14 protein-coding genes, 1 pseudogene and 1 riboswitch are annotated in these 21,258 nt (G+C 73.9%); of the genes and pseudogenes, 8 read left to right on the top strand and 7 right to left on the bottom strand.

All coding sequences use genetic code 11. From position 1 onward, the window contains the following. The first annotated feature begins 30 nt into the window (after nucleotides 1-30). Complete coding sequence (locus ACOBQU_RS21185) at nucleotides 31-1,398, top strand: serine/threonine-protein kinase (protein ID WP_423628888.1); 1,368 nt, start codon at nucleotides 31-33, stop codon at nucleotides 1,396-1,398. Continuing rightward, nucleotides 1,395-5,063 (top strand): protein kinase domain-containing protein, encoded by a 3,669-nt coding sequence (locus ACOBQU_RS21180; protein ID WP_423628887.1) that lies wholly within the window; start codon nucleotides 1,395-1,397, stop codon nucleotides 5,061-5,063. The genes ACOBQU_RS21185 and ACOBQU_RS21180 overlap by 4 nt, the downstream gene beginning before the upstream one ends. Before the next feature lie 110 nt (nucleotides 5,064-5,173). Here the strand turns inward: ACOBQU_RS21180 and groL are convergent, their stop codons facing one another. The 4 genes from groL to thrC form a co-directional block, all read right to left on the bottom strand. Continuing rightward, nucleotides 5,174-6,799, bottom strand: a complete 1,626-nt coding sequence (gene groL, locus ACOBQU_RS21175; RefSeq protein WP_423628886.1) for a chaperonin GroEL — start codon at nucleotides 6,797-6,799, stop codon at nucleotides 5,174-5,176. A 1,108-nt stretch (nucleotides 6,800-7,907) separates the two neighbouring features. Continuing rightward, nucleotides 7,908-8,111: a cold-shock protein gene (locus tag ACOBQU_RS21170; protein WP_190135646.1), complete on the bottom strand. Its 204-nt coding sequence runs from the start codon at nucleotides 8,109-8,111 to the stop codon at nucleotides 7,908-7,910. 1,048 nt (nucleotides 8,112-9,159) lie between these two features. Continuing rightward, nucleotides 9,160-9,438 (bottom strand): MoaD/ThiS family protein, encoded by a 279-nt coding sequence (locus ACOBQU_RS21165; protein ID WP_423628885.1) that lies wholly within the window; start codon nucleotides 9,436-9,438, stop codon nucleotides 9,160-9,162. Between the two features lie 113 nt (nucleotides 9,439-9,551). Then, nucleotides 9,552-10,892: a threonine synthase gene (gene thrC, locus ACOBQU_RS21160; protein ID WP_423628884.1), complete on the bottom strand. Its 1,341-nt coding sequence runs from the start codon at nucleotides 10,890-10,892 to the stop codon at nucleotides 9,552-9,554. After that, nucleotides 10,886-11,040, bottom strand: a riboswitch (SAM riboswitch). (Overlaps the previous gene by 7 nt.) A 199-nt stretch (nucleotides 11,041-11,239) precedes the next feature. Between thrC and ACOBQU_RS21155 the strand changes: the two genes are divergently transcribed. Together ACOBQU_RS21155 and ACOBQU_RS21150 are read left to right on the top strand one after the other, a co-directional pair. After that, entirely contained in the window at nucleotides 11,240-12,196 is a 957-nt protein-coding gene (locus tag ACOBQU_RS21155; protein WP_423628883.1) for a glucosyl-3-phosphoglycerate synthase, read from the top strand. A 117-nt stretch (nucleotides 12,197-12,313) separates the two neighbouring features. After that, the gene (locus ACOBQU_RS21150; protein WP_423628882.1) at nucleotides 12,314-13,723 is read left to right on the top strand and encodes an alpha,alpha-trehalose-phosphate synthase (UDP-forming); all 1,410 of its coding nucleotides are present in this window, start codon (nucleotides 12,314-12,316) and stop codon (nucleotides 13,721-13,723) included. A gap of 320 nt (nucleotides 13,724-14,043) precedes the next feature. On the opposite strand, the gene otsB is transcribed toward ACOBQU_RS21150, so the two are convergent. The 3 genes from otsB to ACOBQU_RS21135 form a co-directional block, all read right to left on the bottom strand. Beyond that, nucleotides 14,044-14,892: a trehalose-phosphatase gene (gene otsB, locus ACOBQU_RS21145; RefSeq protein WP_423628881.1), complete on the bottom strand. Its 849-nt coding sequence runs from the start codon at nucleotides 14,890-14,892 to the stop codon at nucleotides 14,044-14,046. Nucleotides 14,893-14,916: 24 nt separating this feature from the next. After that, nucleotides 14,917-15,168 (bottom strand): DUF3263 domain-containing protein, encoded by a 252-nt coding sequence (locus ACOBQU_RS21140; protein ID WP_423628880.1) that lies wholly within the window; start codon nucleotides 15,166-15,168, stop codon nucleotides 14,917-14,919. A gap of 268 nt (nucleotides 15,169-15,436) precedes the next feature. Then, the gene (locus ACOBQU_RS21135) at nucleotides 15,437-16,657 is read right to left on the bottom strand and encodes an ABC transporter substrate-binding protein (protein WP_423634623.1); all 1,221 of its coding nucleotides are present in this window, start codon (nucleotides 16,655-16,657) and stop codon (nucleotides 15,437-15,439) included. A gap of 265 nt (nucleotides 16,658-16,922) precedes the next feature. Here ACOBQU_RS21135 and ACOBQU_RS21130 point away from each other — a divergent pair, with 265 nt between their 5' ends. The 4 genes and pseudogenes from ACOBQU_RS21130 to ACOBQU_RS21115 all read left to right on the top strand — a co-directional run bounded on the left by ACOBQU_RS21130 (nucleotide 16,923) and on the right by ACOBQU_RS21115 (nucleotide 21,230). Continuing rightward, complete coding sequence (locus tag ACOBQU_RS21130; RefSeq protein WP_423628879.1) at nucleotides 16,923-17,816, top strand: SIS domain-containing protein; 894 nt, start codon at nucleotides 16,923-16,925, stop codon at nucleotides 17,814-17,816. A 210-nt stretch (nucleotides 17,817-18,026) separates the two neighbouring features. Continuing rightward, nucleotides 18,027-19,009 (top strand): annotated as a pseudogene (locus ACOBQU_RS21125) (ROK family protein). A gap of 7 nt (nucleotides 19,010-19,016) precedes the next feature. Further along, complete coding sequence (gene nagA, locus ACOBQU_RS21120; RefSeq protein WP_423628878.1) at nucleotides 19,017-20,156, top strand: N-acetylglucosamine-6-phosphate deacetylase; 1,140 nt, start codon at nucleotides 19,017-19,019, stop codon at nucleotides 20,154-20,156. 138 nt (nucleotides 20,157-20,294) lie between these two features. After that, the gene (locus tag ACOBQU_RS21115) at nucleotides 20,295-21,230 is read left to right on the top strand and encodes a 1-phosphofructokinase family hexose kinase (RefSeq protein ID WP_423628877.1); all 936 of its coding nucleotides are present in this window, start codon (nucleotides 20,295-20,297) and stop codon (nucleotides 21,228-21,230) included. The last annotated feature ends 28 nt before the right edge of the window (nucleotides 21,231-21,258 follow it).

The raw sequence follows: 21,258 nt of genomic DNA, 5'->3' as shown, positions 1-21,258 counted from the left end.
GGCACATCACCGGACGGCCGAGGGGGCGACGTGATCGGGGCACAGGTCGGGCACTACGTGATCAAGCGGGAGCTGGGGCACGGCGGCATGGGCGCCGTCTACCTGGCCCGCTCCCGCGCGGGCCGCGCCGTCGCGCTGAAGGTGGTGAAGGCCGAGTACGCGGCGGACCCCCGCTTCCGGGCCCGGTTCCGCAAGGAGGTGGAAGCCGCCCGCAAGGTAGGCGGCTTCCACACGGCGGCGGTGGTGGACGCCGATCCGGACGCGCCGCAGCCGTGGATGGCGAGCGCGTATGTGAAGGGGCCGACGCTGGACGCGGAGATCCGGCGGCGCGGGGCGCTCAGCGAGAGCGAACTGTGGGCCCTGGGTGCCGCGCTGGCGGAGGCGCTGGAGGCCATCCACGCGTGTGGCCTCGTACACCGCGACCTCAAACCGGCGAACATCATCCTGGCGGAGGACGGGCCCCGGGTCCTGGACTTCGGGATCGCGCGGGCGCTGGAGGGGACGGGCCTGACGGGCGAGGCGGTGATCGGCACGGCGGGGTTCATCGCGCCGGAACAGGTGCGGGCGGACGGGAACATCACGGGCGCGTGCGATGTGTTCGCGCTGGGCGCGGTCCTGGTGGCGGCGGCGGGCGGGAGCGCGTTCGGGGAGGGGACGCCGTACGCGATGCTGTACCGGGCGGTGCACGAGCGGGCGGACCTGTCGGCGGTGCCGGGGGCGCTGCGGGATGTGGTCCGCGCGTGCCTGCGCAAGGAGCCGGAGCGGCGGCCGACGCCGAGGGAACTGCTCAACCAGTTCACGGGCGGCGCGGCGGCCACGCCGATCGGCGGCGCCGGGCACGAGGCGGAGCCCGCTGACGCGGCGCCGACGCGGGTGGGCACGCCGGACGTCGCGCCCGCCCTGTACCGGCGCGACCGGCAGGCCCTGGCGCTGCACCTGGCGACCACCGCCTCGTCGGGGGTGGGGTCCGTGGTGGGGATCGTGGTGGGGGCCCAGTTCTTCGATCAGGTGCCCTGGCTGATGGTGCTGAGCGTCATCGGCGCGGTCATCGCGGGGGCGCGGCTGATCGGGCTGCTCACCGCGTCCAAGGACGGGCTGGTGCTGGGCGACGCGGGCATCGGGGTGGGCGGACCGGACACGCTGGCGGTGGTGGGCTGGGGCGATGTGCGGTCGGTGGAGCTGAGCGAGGGCGGGACGCTGCTGACGCTGCGGGTCGAGGACCGGCAGGGGCTGCCGGTCGGCTTCCAGCATCCGACGTGGGTGCGCAAGGACCGGCAGGGCGCCACCCGCATCCGTACCCGGCTGCTGGCCCCGGCCGAGGGGGCGGCGCCGCTGCCGGACACCGTGCGGGCGCTGGCCGCGCGGCACGGCGTACCGCTGACGGAGGCGGAGCGGTGACGGCCGCGCTGCTCGACGAGGACCCGGAGCGGTACGGGAGCTACTGGCTGGCCGCGCGGCTCGGCTCGGGCGGGCAGGGTGTGGTCTACGAGGCGTACGGCGCCGACGGGGCGCGCGTGGCGCTGAAGGCGCTGCACCGGGGCGCGGAGCCGTTCGTGCGGGAGCGGTTCGGGAAGGAGGCCGACGCGGCGCGGCGGGTCGCGTCGTTCTGCACGGCGCGGATCCTCGACGTGTCGGCCGACGGGGACACGCCGTTCATCGTGAGCGAGTACGTGCCGGGGGTGACGCTCGCGGACGCCGTGCGCGGCGGCGGGCCGCTCCCGGCGGACGCGCTGACGCGGCTGGCGATCGGCGCGGCGACCGCCCTCGTCGCCATCCACGGGGCGGGTGTGGTGCACCGCGACCTGAAGCCCGGCAACGTGCTGCTCGGCCCGGACGGGCCCCGCGTCATCGACTTCGGCATCGCGCGCGCCCCTGACATGTCCCTGACTGCCACGGGGAAGATCATGGGCACGTTCGGCTACATGGCACCGGAGGTCCTTGCCGGGCGGCGGGCCACCCAGGCGTCGGACGTGTTCGCGTGGGCGGCGGTCGTGGTGTACGCGGCGAGCGGCACCGAGCCGTTCCGGGGCGCGCACATCGGGGAGGTCGTGCACCGCACGGCGGCCCTGGACCCGGACCTGTCGGCGCTGCCCCCTCGTATGCGGCCCCTGGTGGCGGCGGCGCTCGCGAAGGAGCCGGAACTGCGGCCCACCGCGCGGGAGTTGCTGCTCGGTCTGGTCGGGGAGCTGCCGGAGTCCGCCGACCCGCGCAAGGGGCTGCTTGAGGCGGGGGCGCGGCGGGCGGCGGAACCGGCCGCCACCGAGGCCGTGCCGCCGCTCGGGGACCGCGCGGAAGCCGCGTACGCCGCGCTGCCCGGCCCGGTCCAACTCGCCGCCCAGGAGCTGCTGTTGCGCCTCGTCGTGCCCGGCGACGCGGCCGACGGTGCGCAGGATTCCGTACGGACGGCGGGCCGGGCGGAACTGGAGGCGGAGCGGCCTGGGAGCGAGCGGCGGGCGACGCGCGCGGCGGTGGACGCGCTGGCCGCCGCCGGGGCCCTGGTGGTCGACGAGGACGGCTCCGTACGGCCCGTCAGCGCGGCCCTGATACCCGCCTGGCGGCGGCTGCGCGAGTGGGTCGCCGCCGACCGCGACCGGATCGCCGCCCACCGCAGGCTCGGCGGGGCCGCGCTCGCCTGGCAGGCGGCCGGGGAACGCGCCGACGACCTGCTGCGCGGCACCGCCCTCACCACCGGCCTCGACTGGCTCGCCACCGCGCCCTACCAGCTGCGGCCCAACCCGCTGGAGCTGCGGTTCGTCACCGCCTCCCGCGACGAGGCGGCCCGCGCCGACCGCCGCAGGCGCCAACTCCTGTCCGGGGTGGCCGCGTTGACGGCGCTCGTGCTGCTCGCCGGGACGGTCGCCTGGTTCCAGGCCCGCGACAGCCGCCGCAACGCCGCCGAAGCCGACCGGCGCCGCGCCCAGGCCACCGCCCGGTCCGTCGCCCAGGCCGCCGACCGGCTGCGCGGCGACCAGCCCGACACGTCCCTGCTGCTGAGCCTCGCGGCCTGGCGGATCGCCGAGACCCCGGAGTCACGGTCGGCGCTGAACTCGGCGGCCACGCAGCGGGAGACGGCGGTGCTGTCGCTGCCCAGCGTCAACGGCGCCCACGGCACCGGCGAACTGCTGGTGGACAGCGGGCGCACACTCCTCCAGTACACGCCGGGCAAGGTCACGCTCCGGGACCTGACCCAAGGGCAGAAGGCCGCCGCCAAGCCCTACGCCACGCTCCGGGGCGAGGTCATGGCGGACGATGTCCCCGAGCCCCTGATCAGCGCGGACGGCCGCTTCCTGCTCCTCACCGGCACCGCCGACGACGCCCCGTACCGGGTCGTGTCCACCCGCGACGGCAAGCCCGTCGCGAAGCCGCTGCCCCACCAGCCCGGCTACGGGCCCGACCAGCTGACGAACCAGGGGCAGGTCCTCTTCGGCTCCCGGGACCCGCAGCCCGAGCGCCACTCCTACCGGCTCCTCACCGCCTCCGGCACGCGCGTCGCCGCCTGGTCCCAGAAGAACTCCGCCGCCCTGTCACCGGACGGCGCGCACATCGTGTCCTGCGCCGTCGGCAGCCGCACCAAGGCGGGCCCCATGGAGGTGCGGACGGTCGGCCCCGACGGCGCGGGACGGCTCGTCTTCGACACCCGGGGCAAGGACCTCTACGACAACCTCAACTGCGGCCGGGGCATCACCTTCAGCGCGGACGGCGCCCGCGTCGCCCTGCACACCGAGACGGGCACGTACGTCTGGAAGACCGCCACCGGCGAGCGGGCGGGCTCCGCGCGCGAGGAGGACCTGGAGAGCCCGGCCCTGAGCCGCGACGGCCGCCACGTCCAGGGCGTCACCGAGGACGGCGAGATGGAGATCTGGAGCCTCGACGACTCCGAGAGCCCCCTCTTCCGCCGCTCACCGGGCCGGGGCGTGACCGACGACCAGATCCAGCTGCTGCTCGACGACCGCACCGACACGCTCGTCTACGTCACCGACGTCCCCCACCAGGTCCACCGCCTCGACCTGCGCACCGTCCTCAGCGGCGGCGCACGCGGCAAGGGCGTCACGGGTGCGGGGGTGTCCGCCGACGGGCGCGTGGGCCTGTACCGCACGGGCGGGCGCGACCGGCCCGTGCAGCACCTCGTCGACCTGCGCACCGGCAAGGAGTCCGGCGCCCCCATCCCCCAGGGGCCGGGCCCCGGACAGGCCGTGACCCGCATCTACAGCACCCTGTCCGGCGACGGCCGCGTCCTCGCCTTCACCGACTACCGTCCGCGCCCCGGCAAGCTGAACCTCTCCGTCAGCGTCTGGGACACCCGCGCCCACAAGGAGCTGTTCCGCGCCCCCGTCCCCGAGGGCCGCCTGGTGGCGAACATCGTCCTGTCACCCGACGGCCGCCACCTCGCGTACGCCTACGACTACGGGGGCGTCCCCACCCCCGGCGGCGGCTCCCTGGACGTCTGGGACCTGCGGACGCGCCAGCGCGTGCACACGTACAAGGGGATCGACGGCTACGGCCAGTTCAGCCAGGACAGCCGCCACCACGTCACCACCCGGGGCGACGTCCTCGACCTCGCCACCGGCCGGGTCCGCCGCGTCGACCTCGGCTCGGAGAACATCGTCGACCTGGCCTTCTCCCCCGACGGCCGCCACCTCGCCGTCATCAAGGAGACCGGCTGGGTGGAGCTGTGGGACGGCGAGGTCACCGAACGCCGGGCGCGGATGCCCAGCAGCACCGTCCGGGGCGCCTCCCGGGGCGGCGCCACCCTGTACCGGCCCGCCATCTCGCCCGACGGGAGCCTCCTCGCGGCCGTCGCCGACGAGGACAGCGTGCAGCTGTGGGACCTCGATGCCCGCCTCGCCCTCGGCGAACCCCTCGAACTCATGGGCCGCGACATCGACGGCCTCGCCTTCGACGCCGACGGCGTGCTGCGCGCCCTCACCGGCGACCGGACACCGTCCCTCGACCTGACGCCCCAGCGGCTGGCCGCCGCCGTGTGCGCCAAGGCGGGGCGGGACATCACGCGCGCGGAGTGGCGCACGTACGTGCCGGACGCGCCGTACCGGAGCCTGTGCTGACGCCTCGTACGGCGTGCGGGAACGCCCGAGGGCGGCACCCCTTGCCGGAAGCAAGGAGTGCCGCCCTCGGAAAGGACGAGCCCGAACCGGACCGGGAGAACCGGACCGGATCAGAAGTCCATGTCACCGCCGGGCATGCCGCCCGGAGCGCCCGCCGGGGCGGCCTTCTCCGGCTTGTCGGCGATGACGGCCTCGGTGGTGAGGAACAGCGCGGCGATCGACGCGGCGTTCTGCAGCGCGGAGCGCGTCACCTTCGCCGGGTCGATGATGCCCTCGCCGATCATGTCCACGTACTCACCGGTGGCGGCGTTCAGGCCGTGGCCCGGGGTGAGGTTGCGGACCTTCTCCACGATGACGCCGCCCTCAAGGCCCGCGTTCACGGAGATCTGCTTCAGCGGGGCCTCGAGCGCCAGCTTGACGGCGGCGGCACCGGTGGCCTCGTCGCCCTCCAGCTCCAGCTTCTCGAAGACCGAGGAGGCCTGCAGCAGGGCCACGCCACCACCGGCGACGATGCCCTCCTCGACGGCCGCCTTGGCGTTGCGCACGGCGTCCTCGATGCGGTGCTTGCGCTCCTTCAGCTCCACCTCGGTGGCGGCACCGGCCTTGATGACGGCCACGCCGCCCGCGAGCTTCGCCAGGCGCTCCTGGAGCTTCTCGCGGTCGTAGTCCGAGTCGCTGTTCTCGATCTCGGCGCGGATCTGGTTCACGCGGCCCTGGACGGACTCGCTGTCACCGGCACCGTCGACGATCGTGGTCTCGTCCTTGGTGATGACGACCTTGCGGGCGCGGCCCAGCAGGTCCAGACCGGCGTTCTCCAGCTTGAGGCCGACCTCCTCGGAGATGACCGTGCCGCCCGTGAGGATGGCGATGTCGCCGAGCATGGCCTTGCGGCGGTCGCCGAAGCCCGGGGCCTTGACGGCGACGGACTTGAACGTGCCACGGATCTTGTTGACGACCAGCGTGGACAGGGCCTCGCCCTCGACGTCCTCGGCGATGATCAGCAGCGGCTTGCCCGACTGCATGACCTTCTCCAGGAGCGGAAGGAGGTCCTTCACGTTGGAGATCTTGGAGTTGACGATGAGGATGTACGGGTCCTCGAGCGCCGCCTCCATGCGCTCCATGTCGGTCGCGAAGTACGCCGAGATGTAGCCCTTGTCGAAGCGCATGCCCTCGGTGAGCTCCAGCTCAAGACCGAAGGTCTGCGACTCCTCGACGGTGATGACGCCTTCCTTGCCGACCTTGTCCATGGCCTCGGCGATCAGCTCGCCGATCTGGGTGTCGGCGGCGGAGATGGAGGCCGTGGAGGCGATCTGCTCCTTGGTCTCGACCTCCTTGGCCTGGTCGAGCAGGGCGCCCGAGACGGCCTCGACGGCCTTCTCGATACCGCGCTTCAGGGCCATCGGGTTGGCACCCGCGGCCACGTTGCGCAGGCCCTCGCGGACCAGCGCCTGGGCCAGGACGGTCGCGGTCGTCGTGCCGTCACCGGCGACGTCGTCCGTCTTCTTCGCGACCTCCTTGACCAGCTCGGCGCCGATCTTCTCGTACGGGTCCTCGAGCTCGATCTCCTTGGCGATGGACACACCATCGTTGGTGATCGTGGGGGCGCCCCACTTCTTCTCGAGGACGACGTTGCGACCCTTGGGGCCCAGGGTCACCTTGACGGCGTCGGCGAGCTGGTTCATGCCGCGCTCGAGGCCGCGCCGTGCCTCCTCGTCGAACGCGATGATCTTGGCCATGTGAAGTGGTCCTCCCGGACAGGGGTGGAAAATCCGGACCGCACTGGTGCCCGCGACGGACGGTCCGCAGGCCTTGTGGTTCCTTGCCCCACCCGGTCTGCGGGCCTCACCGGCCCGATCCAAGTTCTGTCACTCTCACTCGTAGAGTGCTAACGCCAATGATTAGCACTCGCCCCCCGCGAGTGCAAGGTCGCCCCCCAAGGCGGTCCGTCCACCCCCGCCCTCGGGGCCCGCCACCGCCGTTGCGCACCCCTTTCCCACCCGCCCGCCCGTGACCGCCCTCGCGGGACGTGACCGCCCCCCGCCGGGGCTGAGCGCCGTCGGCGTCTGCCGGTCCGTGGGGGCGTCCTCTCCCACCCGCCCGCCCATGACCGCCAGCTCACGGGCGAACGCCCCCCGCCGGGGCTGAGCGCCATCGGCGCCTGCCGCTCCGCGGGGCACCCTCTCCCACCCGCCCACCCGTGACCGTCGTCTTGGGGGTGGACGTCCCTCGCGGGGGCTGCCCACCGTCGGCGTCTGCGACCACCCGCACCCGCACACCCCACACAGCCGCAGACGCCAACGGCGCCCAGCGCCAGCGGGGAGCGGCCACATCCGCGAGGGCGGTCACGGGCGGGCGGGTGGGAAAGCAAACGCCCCACGGACCAGCAGACGCCGACGGCGGCCAGCCCCAGCGAGGAGCGGCCACATCCGCGAGGGCGGAAACGGGCGGGCGGGTGGGAAAGCAAACGCCCCACGGACCAGCAGACGCCGACGGCGGCCAGCCCCAGCGAGGAGCGGCCACATCCGCGAGGGCGGAAACGGGCGGGCGGGTGGGAAAGCAAACGCCCCACGGACCGGCAGACGCCGACGGCGACCAGCCCCAGCGGGAAGCGGTCACATCCCACGAGGGCGGAAACGGGTGGGCGGGTGGGAAAGGAGACGAGACGCGGGGCGGCAGGCGCCGACGGTGGCCAGCGCCAGCGAGGGGCGGTCACGGGCAGGGAAGGGCAGCCGCCGGAGGCGAAGACGGCAGCCGCCGGGGACGGTGGCCCTCGGGGAAAGGGAAGGCCCGCACCCCCTGGTGGGGTGCGGGCCTACGCGTCGGTGGCCGATCGCGCCAAACCGCTCAGACGGTGACCTTGACCATGTCCGCCTGGGGACCCTTCTGGCCCTGCGAGATCTCGAACTCGACCCGCTGACCTTCTTCCAGGGTGCGGTAGCCGTCCATCTGGATCGCGCTGTAGTGGACGAAAACATCCGCACCACCGTCGACCGCGATGAAGCCGTATCCCTTCTCCGCGTTGAACCACTTGACGGTGCCCTGAGCCATGCCTAACTCCCCTATTACTGGCCCTTGCGCAGGACCGCACTTCGCGGACCCGGGTCAGACCTCACCCCCCATGGGTTGGGGGTGTGCGCCGGAACGCGTCGACCGCGGCTGAATGTATCTGTCCAACTGCCGTCTGCAACAGGTCAATCGGACGAGAATTCTGGGCACCGCCGATCGCCAATAACCGGAGAATTCACCGGAGTTCAGGGCAAGTCGGGCCCGGCAAATGCCGCGAACGACGCGAATAGGCAGGACACTTTGGCTACTTCTTGTCGGCCCGAGGCCGAGTTCGTCCACACGTTCGCCCCGCGCCGGGACGGTCCGGCGTCAAAGACGAAGCTCCTTTCCCAACTGTACCGCGCTCAACCATGCAGAATTGCCCCCTCCGCTTCTCTCGCGGAGGGGGCAATCGGTGTCACGCACGGTGTAACGACCCGCAGTTGACAGGAAGTCGATGGGAGACGACGGGAGACGGCGGGAGGCGGGAGGCGGGACACGGCGGGCGGGCAAGCAGGCAGGGCAGGAAGCTGCCAGAGGGGCCCGGAAGGGCCGAGAGCCGGGGCCAGGGCCCGGGAAGCCGTACACACCCCGGCACCCACCACGCCCCGGCGACCATCGCGCCCCGGCACCGCAAAGGCCCCGCAGCCACCGCAACCCCACGGCCACCGCAACCCGGTGGTCACCGCGACCCGGCACCCGCCACCCCGGCGGCCACCACGCCCCGGCACCGCAAAGACCCACAGCCACCGCGACCCCACGGCCACCGCAACCCGGTGGTCACCGCGACCCGGCACCCGCCACCCCGGCGGCCACCACGCCCCGGCACCGCAAAGACCCACAGCCACCGCGACCCCACGGCCACCGCAACCCGGTGGTCACCGCGACCCGGCACCCGCCACCCCGGCGGCCACCACGCCCCGGCACCGCAAAGTCCCACGGCCACCGCGACCCCACGGTCACCACGCCCCCGCAGCCACCACGCCCCGGCGGCCACCAAGACCCCGCGGCCACCGCGACCGGCGGTCGCCCCCCGCCGCGCGACCGCGGCTCAGCAGCCGCCCGCGACCGCCGGGATGATGGAGACGCCCGCGCCGTCCGGCGTGGCCGTCTCCAGGCCCTGCTCGAAGCGGACGTCGTCGTCGTTGACGTACACGTTCACGAAGCGGCGCAGCTTGCCCTGGTCGTCCAGGACGCGCGCGGCGATGCCGGTGTGGTTCTTCTCCAGGTCGGCGATGACCTCGGCGAGGGTCGCGCCCTCGGCGGGGACCTCGGCCTGTCCGCCGGTGTAGGTGCGCAGGATGGTGGGGATGCGGACGTTGACGCTCATGGGGACTCCAGCCTCTTCGGTGCGTGTGTCGGCGGGCTCAGCGGGCCAGGCGGGCTTGACGGCCCAGCGGGCGGGCGGCCCGGCGGGCTCGGCGGCGTGACGGCTCGGCGGGCTCAGCGGGCCAGGCCCGCGTCGCGGAACGCGTCCAGGCTCGGGCGGATGGTGGCGGTGGCCTGGGAGGTCTCGGCGACCGCGTCCAGGGTCTTCAGGCCGTCGCCGGTGTTGAGGACGACGGTGGTGAGGGAGGGGTCGAGGAGTCCCTCCTCGATGAGCTTGCGCGTGACCCCGACGGTCACGCCGCCCGCGGTCTCGGCGAAGATCCCCTCGGTGCGGGCGAGCAGCTTGATGGCGTCGACGATCTGCTCGTCGGTGACGTCCTCGACGGCGCCGCCGGTGCGCCGGGCGATGTCCAGGACGTACGGGCCGTCCGCCGGGTTGCCGATGGCGAGGGACTTGGCGATGGTGTTCGGCTTCTGCGGGCGGACCACGTCGTGCCCGGCCTTGAAGGCCGCCGACACCGGCGAGCAGCCCTCCGCCTGCGCCCCGAAGATCTTGTACGGCTTGTCCTCGACCAGGCCGAGCTTGATCAGCTCCTTCAGACCCTTGTCGATCTTCGTGAGCTGCGATCCGGAGGCGATGGGGACCACCAGCTGGTCGGGCAGGCGCCAGCCGAGCTGCTCGCAGATCTCGTACGCGAGGGTCTTGGAGCCCTCGCCGTAGTACGGCCGCAGGTTGACGTTGACGAAGCCCCAGCCCTCGCCGAGCGGGTCGCCGATCAGCTCGGAGCAGAAGCGGTTCACGTCGTCGTAGGTGCCCTCGATGCCGACGAGGTCGCCGCCGTACACCGCGGCCATGACGACCTTGCCCTGCTCCAGGTCGTGCGGGATGAACACGCAGGAGCGGAAGCCCGCGCGGGCCGCCGCGGCGCCGACCGCGCCCGCGAGGTTCCCGGTGGACGAGCACGAGAGGGTGGTGAAGCCGAAGGCGCGCGCCGCTTCGAGCGCCTGGGCGACGACGCGGTCCTTGAAGGAGTGCGTGGGGTTGCCGGAGTCGTCCTTGACGAACAACTTGCCCGGCTCGACGCCGAGTTCGCGGCCCAGGTTGTCGGCCTTGACGAGCTTGGTCCAGCCCGGGTTGAGGTTGGGCTTGTCGGCGACGTCGGCGGGGACGGGCAGCAGCGGGGCGTACCGCCAGATGTTCGCCGGGCCGGACTCGATCTTCGTACGGAGTGCCTCCGGGTCGCCGAGCGGCAGGTCGTACGCGACTTCGAGCGGGCCGAAGCACTCGGCGCAGGCGAAGATCGGGCCGAGCGGGAAGAGCGTGCCGCACTCGCGACAGGAGAGCCCGGACGCGGGACCGAGGTCGACCGCGGTGTCGGCGGGGGTGGCGGAAGAGGTGCCGGACGGGGTGTCGACGGTCTGCACAGCCATGGAGGCGAGGCCCTTTCTCCTCATCTTCCTCGCGACGCATCTCGCCGCGAGACGGAATTGGCACCTTCCCTAGCCGGGAGCCTCGCGGTGCGCCGATGGCGTCGTACGAGAACCGACTGGAGGGTTGCCGGGGCTTCAACGGGCCGTATCCCTCTGCCCCTCTGGATGAGCGGTATGTGGTTGTTATGCGGTTGTCGATGCGGTTGTCGCGGTGCTTGACGCGCCGCTTGGTGCGCTGGTGAACGGCGGTGACCCCCGACATGCGACGGACACCGGCGTTGTTCAAGACTGTAACCGAAGCCCAGGACAGTTGAGATAGTCGTCCGAACCGCGAGATGGATCACACACCGCCACCCGAGGGAGGAGCCCGCGTGCTGGAAGAGGTCGAGCGCTGGCTGAGCAGGCGTTCCTGGTCCGTGGCCGACCGCCCGCTGTCCCAGCTCGGCGCCGCCAAACGCGCGTCCGGCACCACGGTGAGCGTCGTGCTGCCCGCGCTCGACGAGGAGGAGACCGTCGGCGAGATCGTCGCGGAGATCCGGCGCGAGCTGGTCGAGCGGGTGCCGCTGGTCGACGAGCTGGTGGTGCTGGACTCCGGCTCGCGGGACCGCACGGCGGAGGTGGCGCGCGCGGCGGGCGCCCGGGTGGTGCGCCGCGACGACGTGCTGCCGCGCCTCCCGGCGGTGCCCGGCAAGGGCGAGGTGCTGTGGCGGTCACTCCTGGTGACCAGCGGGGACGTGGTGGCGTTCGTCGACGCGGACCTGCGGGAGTTCTCGGCGGACTTCGTGACCGGCATCGTGGGCCCGCTGCTCACGGACCCGGACGTGCAGTTCGTGAAGGCGATGTACGACCGTCCGCTGACCCTCGCGGACGGCGTGGGCGCAGGTCAGGGCGGCCGGGTGACCGAGCTGGTGGCGCGCCCGCTGCTGAACCTGCACTGGCCCCGACTGGCGGGTTTCGTCCAGCCGTTGGGCGGCGAGTACGCGGCCCGGCGGTCCCTGCTGGAGCGGCTGCCGTTCCCCGTGGGGTACGGCGTGGAGCTGGGGCTGCTCGTGGACGCGCTGCACACGGTCGGCCTGGACGCGCTGGCGCAGGTCGACGTGGGCGTGCGCCGGCACCGGCACCAGGACGGGCAGGCGCTCGGGCGGATGGCCGCCGCGATCTACCGCACGGCGCAGCTGCGGCTCGCCCGCGGGCACCTCGTGCGGCCGGAGCTGACGCAGTTCGTGCGGGGCGCGTCGGGGTTCGAGCCGCGGACGTACGCGGTGGACACCGAGGAGCGGCCGCCGATGGCGGAGGTCGCGGAGTACGTGGCGCGGCGCGCCGCCTGAGAGGCGGGGTCTGAGGGGGTGCGGGGCCAGGGAAGGCGCGGGGCGCGTGTGTCCGGATGACGGCGCCGGTCGCGGGGGCGCGTTTACGGGCTCGCGGGACCGGCTAGGTTCGTTTTCATGGTCTCCGCACACGTCGATGCCGCCCAGGTCCTGGTCGCGTCCAACCGCGGCCCCGTTTCGTACGCCGTCGGAGAGGACGGCGCGCTGACCGCCAAGCGCGGCGGGGGCGGGCTCGTGTCCGGGCTCAGCTCCATCGGTCAGCGCGCGGACTCCCTGTGGGTGTGCGCGGCGCTCGGCGACGGCGACCGGGAGGCGGTGCGGCGCGGGGCCGTCGAGCCCGGTGTCCGGATGCTGGACATCGACCCGGCGACGCACGCGGCGGCGTACAACGGCGTCGCGAACTCGGTCCTGTGGTTCGTGCACCACATGCTGTACCAGACGCCGCTGGAACCGTCCTTCGGGCCGGAGTTCCGGACCCAGTGGGCCGCGTACGAGGCGTACAACGAGGCCTTCGCGCGGGCCCTCGCCGACGGCGCGGCCGACGGGGCCGCCGTCCTCGTCCAGGACTACCACCTGGCGCTCGTGCCCGGCCTGCTGCGCGAGCTGCGGCCCGACCTCAGGATCGGGCACTTCTCGCACACCCCGTGGGCGCCGGTCGACTACTTCCGGATGCTGCCCGACGACGTCGCCGAGCAGCTCCTGCGCGGCATGCTCGGCGCCGACCGGCTGGGCTTCCTCACCGGGCGGTGGGCCGACGCCTTCACGGAGACCTGTGTGCGCTACCTGGGCGGCACCTCCGGCACCCGGATCGGCGTGCACGGCCTCGGGGCCGACGCGGACTTCCTGCGCGAGCGGTCGCGGCGCGACGACGTCGAGGAGCGGCTCGTGGCGCTGCGCGAGCGCGTGGGCGAGGGACGGAAGGTCATCGTCCGCGTCGACCGGACCGAGCTGTCCAAGAACATCGTGCGCGGCCTGCACGCCTACCGGCTGCTGCTCGCCGAGCACCCCGAGTGGCGCGAGCGCGTGGTGCACGTGGCGTTCGCCTACCCCTCGCGGCAGGACCTCGCGGTGTACCGCGACTACACCGCGGAGGTCTCACGGGTCGCCGCGGAGATCAACTCCGCCTTCGGTACGGAGGGCTGGACGCCGGTCGTCCTCCATGTCGAGGACGACTTCGCGCGGTCCCTCGCGGCGTACCGTCTCGCCGACGTGGCGCTGGTGAACCCCATCCGGGACGGCATGAACCTCGTCGCCAAGGAGGTGCCGGTCGTCTCCGACGAGGGGTGCGCGCTGGTCCTGTCCCGGGAGGCCGGGGCGTACGAGGAGCTGGGCGAGGACGCGCTGGGGGTGAACCCCTACGACGTGGCGGGGACGGCGGCGGCGTTGCGCTCGGCGCTCGCCATGCCGGTGGAGGAGCGGGCGGAACGCACGAAGCGGTTGGCCGCCGCGGGTACTGCGCTGCCGCCGGGCCGCTGGTTCGCCGACCAGCTGGCCGCGCTGTCGGCCTCCGCGCCTGCCGACACCTGACCCCCGCCCACCCGCCCACCCGTCACCCCCCGACTGCGGAGGCGACCGCCCCTCGCGGGGGTCGCCCACCATCGGCGCCCGCGGGCCCGTGCGTGGTTGCTTCACCCACCCGCCCGCCCGTTACCCCCCAGCTGCGTGGGGTGGACGCCCCTCGTGGGGGTCGCCCGCCGTTGGCGGCTGCGGGTGGCGGGCCCCACCCGGGCGCAGACGCCGACGGCGGGCAACCCCCGCCAGGAGCGCCCGCCTCGCGCAGCCGGGGCGTCACGGGCGGGCGGGTGGGAGAGGCACCCGGTCACGAACCCGCAGGGGCGGCGGTGGGGTCAGGGGAGGGTTTGGGACAGGGCGGTGAGGAGGGTCACCACTGCTGGGGGGCCCGGGAGGGTCAGGTCGGCGCGCCCCGCGAGTTCCGGTACCTCCTCGCTGCCGCTGCACACCAGCAGCCCAGGGACCCCCTCGTCCGCCCGCAGCTTGTCGACCGCCGCGAACGCGGGCAGGTCGCCCAGGTCGTCCCCCGCGTAGAGGACGGACGCGGCGCCCACCTCCCGTACGTACTCCACGAGCGCCACCCCCTTGTCCACGCCGGGCGGCCGCAGCTCAAGCACGAGGCGCCCCGGCTCGACGATGAGCCCGTGGCGCGCGGCCAGCTCCCCGAGGGGGCCGCGCAGCGCCTCGAAGGCCGCCTCGGGATCCCGCGCGCGGCGCGTGTGGACGGCCACGGCGCGCCCCTTCTCCTCGATCCACGTGCCGTGCCAGGCGCCGATGGAGTCCAGGAACCCGGGCAGTTCGGCCCGTACGGCCGCGACCCCGGGGTGCGGTTCCCCGGCCCGTACGGTCGCCGTGACGGCGTCCCAGCGCTCGGCGCCGTAGTGGCCGAGGACGACGAGGTGCTCAAGCCCTGGCACCCCGGCGAACCCGCCGTGGCGGACGGCGACGCCCGCCGGGCGGCCGGTGACGATGGCGACGGAGAGGACCTTGGGGGCGAGCGCGGCGAGCGCGGGTACGGCGCCGGGGTGGGCGCGGGCCTGTTCCGGGTCGGGCACGATCGGCGCGAGCGTGCCGTCGAAGTCGAGGGCGATCACGGCGCGTTCGGGCCGGGCGAGGATCGCGGCGAGTCCGTCGCGTCCGGCGGGGGTCAACGGCTGCGGCAGGGAGTGCGTCAGGTCACCCATGGCCCCAGAGCCTAGGCCCAGGGCTCAGCGTTCCGCGCGGCGGGCCTCGCGGACGCGGCGCAGCCGGTTGACCGTGACGGGGTCGTGGGCGAGGGCGCGCTCGTCGTCGAGGAGGGCGTTGAGGATCTGGTAGTAGCGGACGGGCGCGAGCCCCAGTTCCTCGCGGATGGCCCGTTCCTTGGCTCCGGGCCCCGCCCAGTTGCGCCGCTCAAGGGCGAGCACGGCCCGGGCCCGCCCGGAAAGCCCCCCACCGCCCTCGACCCCTTCTTCACTCATGCCCTCACACTAGCCCCCTCCCGGCGGGCGACCCCCGCGAGGCGCGGCCACGTCCGCAGCCAGGGGGCCACGGGCGGGCGGGTGGGTGAAGCAACCACACACGAACCCGCAGCCGCCAACGGCGGGCAACCCCCACGAGGGGCGTCCACCCCACGCAGCCAGGGGGCAACGGGCGGGCGGGTGGGAGAAGCAACCACGCACGGACCGGCGGCCGCCAACGGCGGGCACCCCCCGGCCAGGGGAACCGCTGGCCCCGCCCGGCAGGGCGCTAGCGCGCGTTCTCCTCGGCGGCGGCCTTCGCCTCGATCTGCCCAAGCGTCGCCTCAGGGTTGCCGTTCTCGGCCACGGTCGTACCGATGTACTTCTTGATCTGCACGGACACCTGCGCCCACGACGTCCGCCCCACGGGGTACAGCTGGGACGTCGGCAGCTCCTTCAGGAAGCTGCCGAGCTTCGCGGAGTCCTCCTTGTCGTCGGCCATGGCCTGGGACGCCGACGTGGTCACCGGCAGCAGGTCGTACTCGCGCGAGAAGTCGAGGACGTTCTTCTTGCTGTAGACGAAGTTGAGGAACTCGCCGACCTCCTTGCGGTGGCCGTTCTGCTTGAAGGCCATCATCCAGTCGGCGACGCCCATCGTGGCCTGCGTCTTGCCGTTGACGCCGGGCATCGGCACCATGCCGAACTTGACGCCCTTCTTGGCGGCCATCCGCATCAGCGTGGGGTGGCCGTTGAGCATGCCGACCTCGCCGCGCGTGAACGCGGCGAAGGCCTGCGCGCGGTTCAGCTTCGCGGGCGGCGTCGGCCCGGTCAGGCCCTTGCCGACCAGCTCGTTCTTCAGCCAGTTGAACGTTTCCACGTTGGGCTTGGCGTCGATGTCGTACGAGCCGACGTTGTCGGTGTAGCCGCCGCCTCCGCTGAGCAGCCACTGGAGGGTCTCGGCCTGCGCCTCCTCGGGGCCGAGCGGCAGCGCGTACGGGTACTTCACGCCGCGCGCCTTCAGCTTCTTCGCGGCGGCCTGGAGTTCGCTCCAGCTCTCCGGCGCGGTGATCCCGGCGCTGCTGAAGAGCTTCTTGTTGTAGAACAGCAGCCGCGTGGACGCCGCGAACGGCATGCCGTACTGCACGCGGTTGACGACGCCCGCCTTGGACAGCGGGGCGAGGAAGTCGGCCTGGGTGGGGATGGAGAGCAGGTCGTCGGCGCTGTACAGCTTGTCCTGCGCGGCGTAGTCGGCGTACGCGCCGATCTGGGCGAGGTCGGGGGCGTCGCCGTCGGCGACCATCTCCTTGACCTTGCGGTCGACGTCCGTCCACGAGTAGACGCTGACGTCGATCTTGACGTCGGGGTGGTCGGCCTCGTACGCCTTGGCCAGCTTGTCCCAGTACTTCTTGGAGCTGTTGGCCGCCGAGTCGCCGTAGTCGGCCGCGACGAGCTTGAGCGTGATCGTGTCCGATCCGCCCGATCCGCCGCACCCGGCGAGCAGCGCCGCCATGCTCAGTGCGGCCACCGCCGCCGTAAGGCCTGTCCCGCGCCGCTGCACCGCTGTACTTCCCAACCTCGTCGGTCCCTGTGCTGAGGTGCGAGTTTGCCCCGCGCCAAGACTCCAGGTCTACACCACCCCAGTATCACTTCCGCAACGGCCGTCACCGTTGCCGCCCCCGCCACAGCGGTGCTAAGCACTGCTCGGGGCGGCGCCGACCGGCCCGCCCCCGCGCGGTCCGCCGCGCAACTCCCGTACCGGCAAGGAGCCTTGGCAGATGTCGCGCACCGCAGCAGAGACAGCCACCCAGCCCGACTGCTGGCGGCGGGCCGCCACGGCGGCCGCCGCCTTCGGCGGACTGCCGGAGCCGGGCGAGCGCGTCGCCGTGACGGGCTGCGGCACGTCGTGGTTCATGGCGCTCGCGTACGCGGCGCTGCGGGAGGCGGCGGGGCAGGGCGAGACGGACGCGTTCGCGGCGTCGGAGTTCCCGGCCGGGCGGGCCTACGACCGGGTCGTGGCGATCACCCGGTCCGGTACGACGACGGAGGTGCTGGACCTGCTGCGCGCGGTGCGCGGCACGGCGCCGACGCTGGCGCTGACCGCCGACCCGGCGACGCCCGTCATGGACGTGGCGGACACCGTGGCGGTCCTGGACTGGGCGGACGAGGAGTCGGTGGTGCAGACCCGGTTCGCCACCACCGCGCTCGCCTTCCTGCGGGCCGGGCTCGGCGCGGTCCCGGGCCTCGGGCCGGTCGAGGAGGCGGCGGCCGACGCGGAGCGCGTGCTGGCGGAGCCGCTGCCCGAGGAGGCCGTCGCGGCCGAGCAGTGGACGTTCCTGGGGCGCGGCTGGACGTACGGGCTCGCGCTGGAGGCGGCGCTGAAGATGCGGGAGGCGGCGGGCGCCTGGACGGAGGCGTACCCCGCGATGGAGTACCGCCACGGCCCGATCTCCATCACCGCGCCCGGCCGCGTCACCTGGATGTTCGGCGCCCTCCCCGAGGGCCTGGCGGCGGACGTGACCCGCGTGGGCGGCCACCTCGTCGCCCGTGACGACGTGGACCCCCTGGCCGACCTGATCCGCGCCCAGCGCCTGGCGGTCGCCCTGGCGGAGTCCCGGGGGCACGACCCCGACGCTCCCCGCAACCTGACCAGAAGCGTGATCCTCAGTTAAAGCCCGTCCGGCGTTTGAGGACGAGCCGCGAAGCGGCGATGAGACGGGGGTGCCGGGGGCGGCAGCCCCCTGGTTTCGGTGAAGGGGCGGGCCTGGGGCGCCCCGCGGGGGCCCACGCCCGCCCCCACCCGCCCCGCCCCGGCGACCCGCCCCACCCCAACCCCGTAACTGGACTAGACCTTTCCCGGTGTCACACGAGACACTGTGCCCGTGAGACATGTCATCGCCCTCGACGTAGGCGGCACCGGGATGAAGGCCGCCCTGGTCGCCCCGGACGGCACTCTGCTGCACGAGGCCCGCCGCCCGACCGGCCGCAGCCGCGGCGCCACCGCGGTCGTCGAGTCGATCCTCGACTTCGCGGCCGACCTCCGCGCCCACGGCGTCGCCGAGTTCGGCGAGCCCGCCGCCGCGGCGGGCGTGGCGGTGCCCGGCATCGTCGACGCCGAGCGCGGCACAGCCGTGTACGCGGCGAACCTGGGCTGGTCCGACGTCCCCCTGAGGGACCTGCTCAGCGCCCGCCTGGAGGGCATCCCCGTGGCGCTCGGCCACGACGTCCGCACCGGCGGCCTCGCCGAGGGCCACGTGGGCGCGGGCCAGGGCGCCGACCGCTTCCTGTTCGTGGCGCTCGGCACGGGCATCGCCGGTGCCATCGGCATCGGCGGCACCATCGAGCCCGGCGCCCACGGCTCCGCGGGCGAGATCGGCCATATCGTCGTGCGCCCCGGCGGCCCCCCTGCGGCTGCGGCCAGCGCGGCTGCCTGGAGCGCCTGGCGTCCGCGTCCGCGGTCAGCGAGGCCTGGGCGAAGGCCAGCGGCGACCCGCACGCGGACGCGGCGGACTGCGCGAAGGCGGTGCGCTCGGGCGACCCGCGCGCCGCCGAGGTCTGGCAGGACGCGGTGGACGCGCTCGCCGACGGCCTGCTCACGGCGCTCACCCTGCTGGACCCGGACACGCTGATCGTCGGTGGCGGCCTCGCGGAAGCCGGGGAAACCTTGTTCGCACCGCTGCGCAAGGCGGTCGCCGACCGCGTGGTCCAGTTCCAGACGCTGCCCGAGATCGTCCCGGCGGCGCTCGGCGACGCGGCGGGCTGCCTGGGCGCGAGCCTGCTGGCCTGGGACCTCCTGGAGCGCGGCGGGAAGCGACCGGCCGCCACCCCCACCCCCACCGCACCCCCCACCGAATCACGGAGGTAACCACCTGATGGCCACTAGCAAGGTCCTCGCCGGTGCCCAGGTGGTACTGCCCACCGGGACCGTCCAGAACGGCCGCGTCATCGTCGACGGCACGCGCATCGCGGGGAGCGCTCCCGCGGACGCCGAGACGATCGACCTCACCGGCCACTGGCTGGTCCCCGGCTTCGTCGACACCCACAACCACGGCGGCGGCGGCGCGTCCTTCACCAACGGCACCGTCGACGACATCCTGCGCGGCGTCCACACCCACCGCCTGCACGGCACCACCACCGTCGTCGCCTCCACGGTGACCGGCGAGATGGACGCGCTCGCCCAGCGCGCCGGGCTGCTCTCCGAGCTGGCCGAGCAGGGCGAGATCGCGGGCATCCACTTCGAGGGCCCCTTCATCTCGCCGTGCCGCAAGGGCGCGCACAGCGAGGCGCTGCTCCGCCACCCCGACCCGGCCGAGGTGCGCAAGCTCCTCGACGCCGCCCGCGGCCAGGCCAAGATGGTCACCCTCGCCACGGAACTGCCCGGCGGCATCGACTCCGTACGCCTCCTCGCCGAGCACGGCGTGATCGCGGCGATCGGCCACACCGACGCCACGTACGAGCAGACCGTCGAGGCCATCGACGCGGGCGCCACCGTCGCCACGCACCTGTACAACGCGATGCCGGGCCTCGGCCACCGCGCGCCGGGGCCGATCGCCGCGCTCCTGGAGGACGAGCGGATCACCGTCGAGCTGATCAACGACGGCACGCACCTGCACCCGGCCTCCTTCCAGCTGGCCTTCCACCACGCGGGCGCCGACCGGGTCGCGCTGATCACCGACGCGATGGACGCGGCGGGCTTCGGCGACGGCGCCTACCACCTGGGCCCCCTTGAGGTCGTGGTGTCGGACGGCGTCGCGCGGCTCGCCGAGGGCGGCGCGATCGCGGGCTCCACACTCACCCTGGACCGGGCCTTCCAGCGGTCGGTGACGGTCGACGGGCTGCCCGTCGAGGACGTCGTCACCGCGATCTCCGCGAACCCGGCGAAGCTCCTCGGCGTCTACGACCGGGTCGGCTCCCTGGAGCCCGGCAAGGACGCCGACGTCGTCGTCCTGGACGAGCGGTTCGCCCTCAAGGGCGTGCTGCGCAAGGGCGAATGGGTCGTCGACCCGCGCTGACGGCGGCACCCAGGCGGTTGGTCCCGAGGTCTGGGCCAACCGCCTTCTTTTTGGCATGATCAGGACCCGAAAGCCGTACGCGGCAGGCGCGTCGCCCGTGCCGCGGAAGTGCCGACAGGGGTTCTCGGGGGTGAAGCAGTGATCGTCACGGTCACGCTGAACGCCGCACTGGACATCACGTACAAGGTCCCCTCCCTCACGCCCCACACCACGCACCGCGTCACCGACGTCACCGAACGCCCCGGCGGCAAGGGCCTCAACGTGGCCCGTGTGCTCGCCGCCCTCGGCCACGACGTGACGGTCACCGGCTTCGCGGGCGGCGACACCGGCCGCACCCTGCGCGAGCGCCTGGCGGGCACCGCACGCCTCACGGACGCGCTGCGGCCCGTCGCGGGCGCCACCCGCCGCACCCTCGCCGTCGTCGACGCCCGCAGCGGCGACACCACCCTCCTCAACGAGCCGGGCCCGCCCGTCACGCCCGCCGAGTGGGCCGACTTCCTCGCCGGGTACGAGGAGTTGGTGCGCGGCGGCGGCGTCACGGCGGTCGCCCTGTGCGGCAGCCTGCCGCCCGGCGTCCCCGTCGGCGCGTACGCCCTGCTCATCCGCACCGCGCGCGCCGCGTCCGTGCCGGTGCTCCTCGACACCAGCGGCGAGCCGCTGCGCCGCGGCGTCGCCGCCCGGCCCGACGTGGTCAAGCCCAACGCCGACGAACTCGCCGAACTCACCGGCGCCCACGAGCCGTCCCAGGCCACCCGCGACGCCCGCCGCCGAGGCGCCCACGCCGTCGTCGCCTCGCTCGGCGCCGACGGCCTGCTGTCCGTCACGCCCGAGGGCACCTGGCGGGCCGCCCCGCCGTCGCCGGTGCGCGGCAACCCGGCGGGCGCGGGCGACTCGGCCGTCGCGGGCCTGCTGTCCGGGCTCGTGACGGGCCTGCCGTGGCCGGAGCGGCTGGCCCGCGCGGTGGCGCTCGCCGCGGCCACCGTCGCGGCGCCCGCCGCGGGCGAGTTCGACCCGGGGGTGTACGACGACGTCCTGCCGCGGGTCGTCGTCACGGGGACGGCCACGGCGGCCTAGCGCCGCCGCCAGGCTTCGACGGGCCCCC

Origin of the sequence: Streptomyces sp. G45, assembly GCF_049542095.1 — a bacterium.
Classification (GTDB): Bacteria; Actinomycetota; Actinomycetes; order Streptomycetales; family Streptomycetaceae; genus Streptomyces.
The sequence above is the reverse complement of the archived record's forward strand: the minus strand, read 5'-3'. Positions and strand labels throughout refer to the sequence as shown.

What these genes read in the sequence shown, in the direction of transcription:
- groL (WP_423628886.1), bottom strand. Translation starts at nt 6,799, where the DNA reads ATGGCCAAGATCATCGCGTTCGACGAGGAGGCACGGCGCGGCCTCGAG.
- ACOBQU_RS21170 (WP_190135646.1), bottom strand. Translation starts at nt 8,111, where the DNA reads ATGGCTCAGGGCACCGTCAAGTGGTTCAACGCGGAGAAGGGATACGGC.
- ACOBQU_RS21165 (WP_423628885.1), bottom strand. Translation starts at nt 9,438, where the DNA reads ATGAGCGTCAACGTCCGCATCCCCACCATCCTGCGCACCTACACCGGC.
- thrC (WP_423628884.1), bottom strand. Translation starts at nt 10,892, where the DNA reads ATGAGGAGAAAGGGCCTCGCCTCCATGGCTGTGCAGACCGTCGACACC.
- ACOBQU_RS21150 (WP_423628882.1), top strand. Translation starts at nt 12,314, where the DNA reads ATGGTCTCCGCACACGTCGATGCCGCCCAGGTCCTGGTCGCGTCCAAC.
- otsB (WP_423628881.1), bottom strand. Translation starts at nt 14,892, where the DNA reads ATGGGTGACCTGACGCACTCCCTGCCGCAGCCGTTGACCCCCGCCGGA.
- ACOBQU_RS21140 (WP_423628880.1), bottom strand. Translation starts at nt 15,168, where the DNA reads ATGAGTGAAGAAGGGGTCGAGGGCGGTGGGGGGCTTTCCGGGCGGGCC.
- ACOBQU_RS21135 (WP_423634623.1), bottom strand. Translation starts at nt 16,657, where the DNA reads ATGGCGGCGCTGCTCGCCGGGTGCGGCGGATCGGGCGGATCGGACACG.
- ACOBQU_RS21130 (WP_423628879.1), top strand. Translation starts at nt 16,923, where the DNA reads ATGTCGCGCACCGCAGCAGAGACAGCCACCCAGCCCGACTGCTGGCGG.
- nagA (WP_423628878.1), top strand. Translation starts at nt 19,017, where the DNA reads ATGGCCACTAGCAAGGTCCTCGCCGGTGCCCAGGTGGTACTGCCCACC.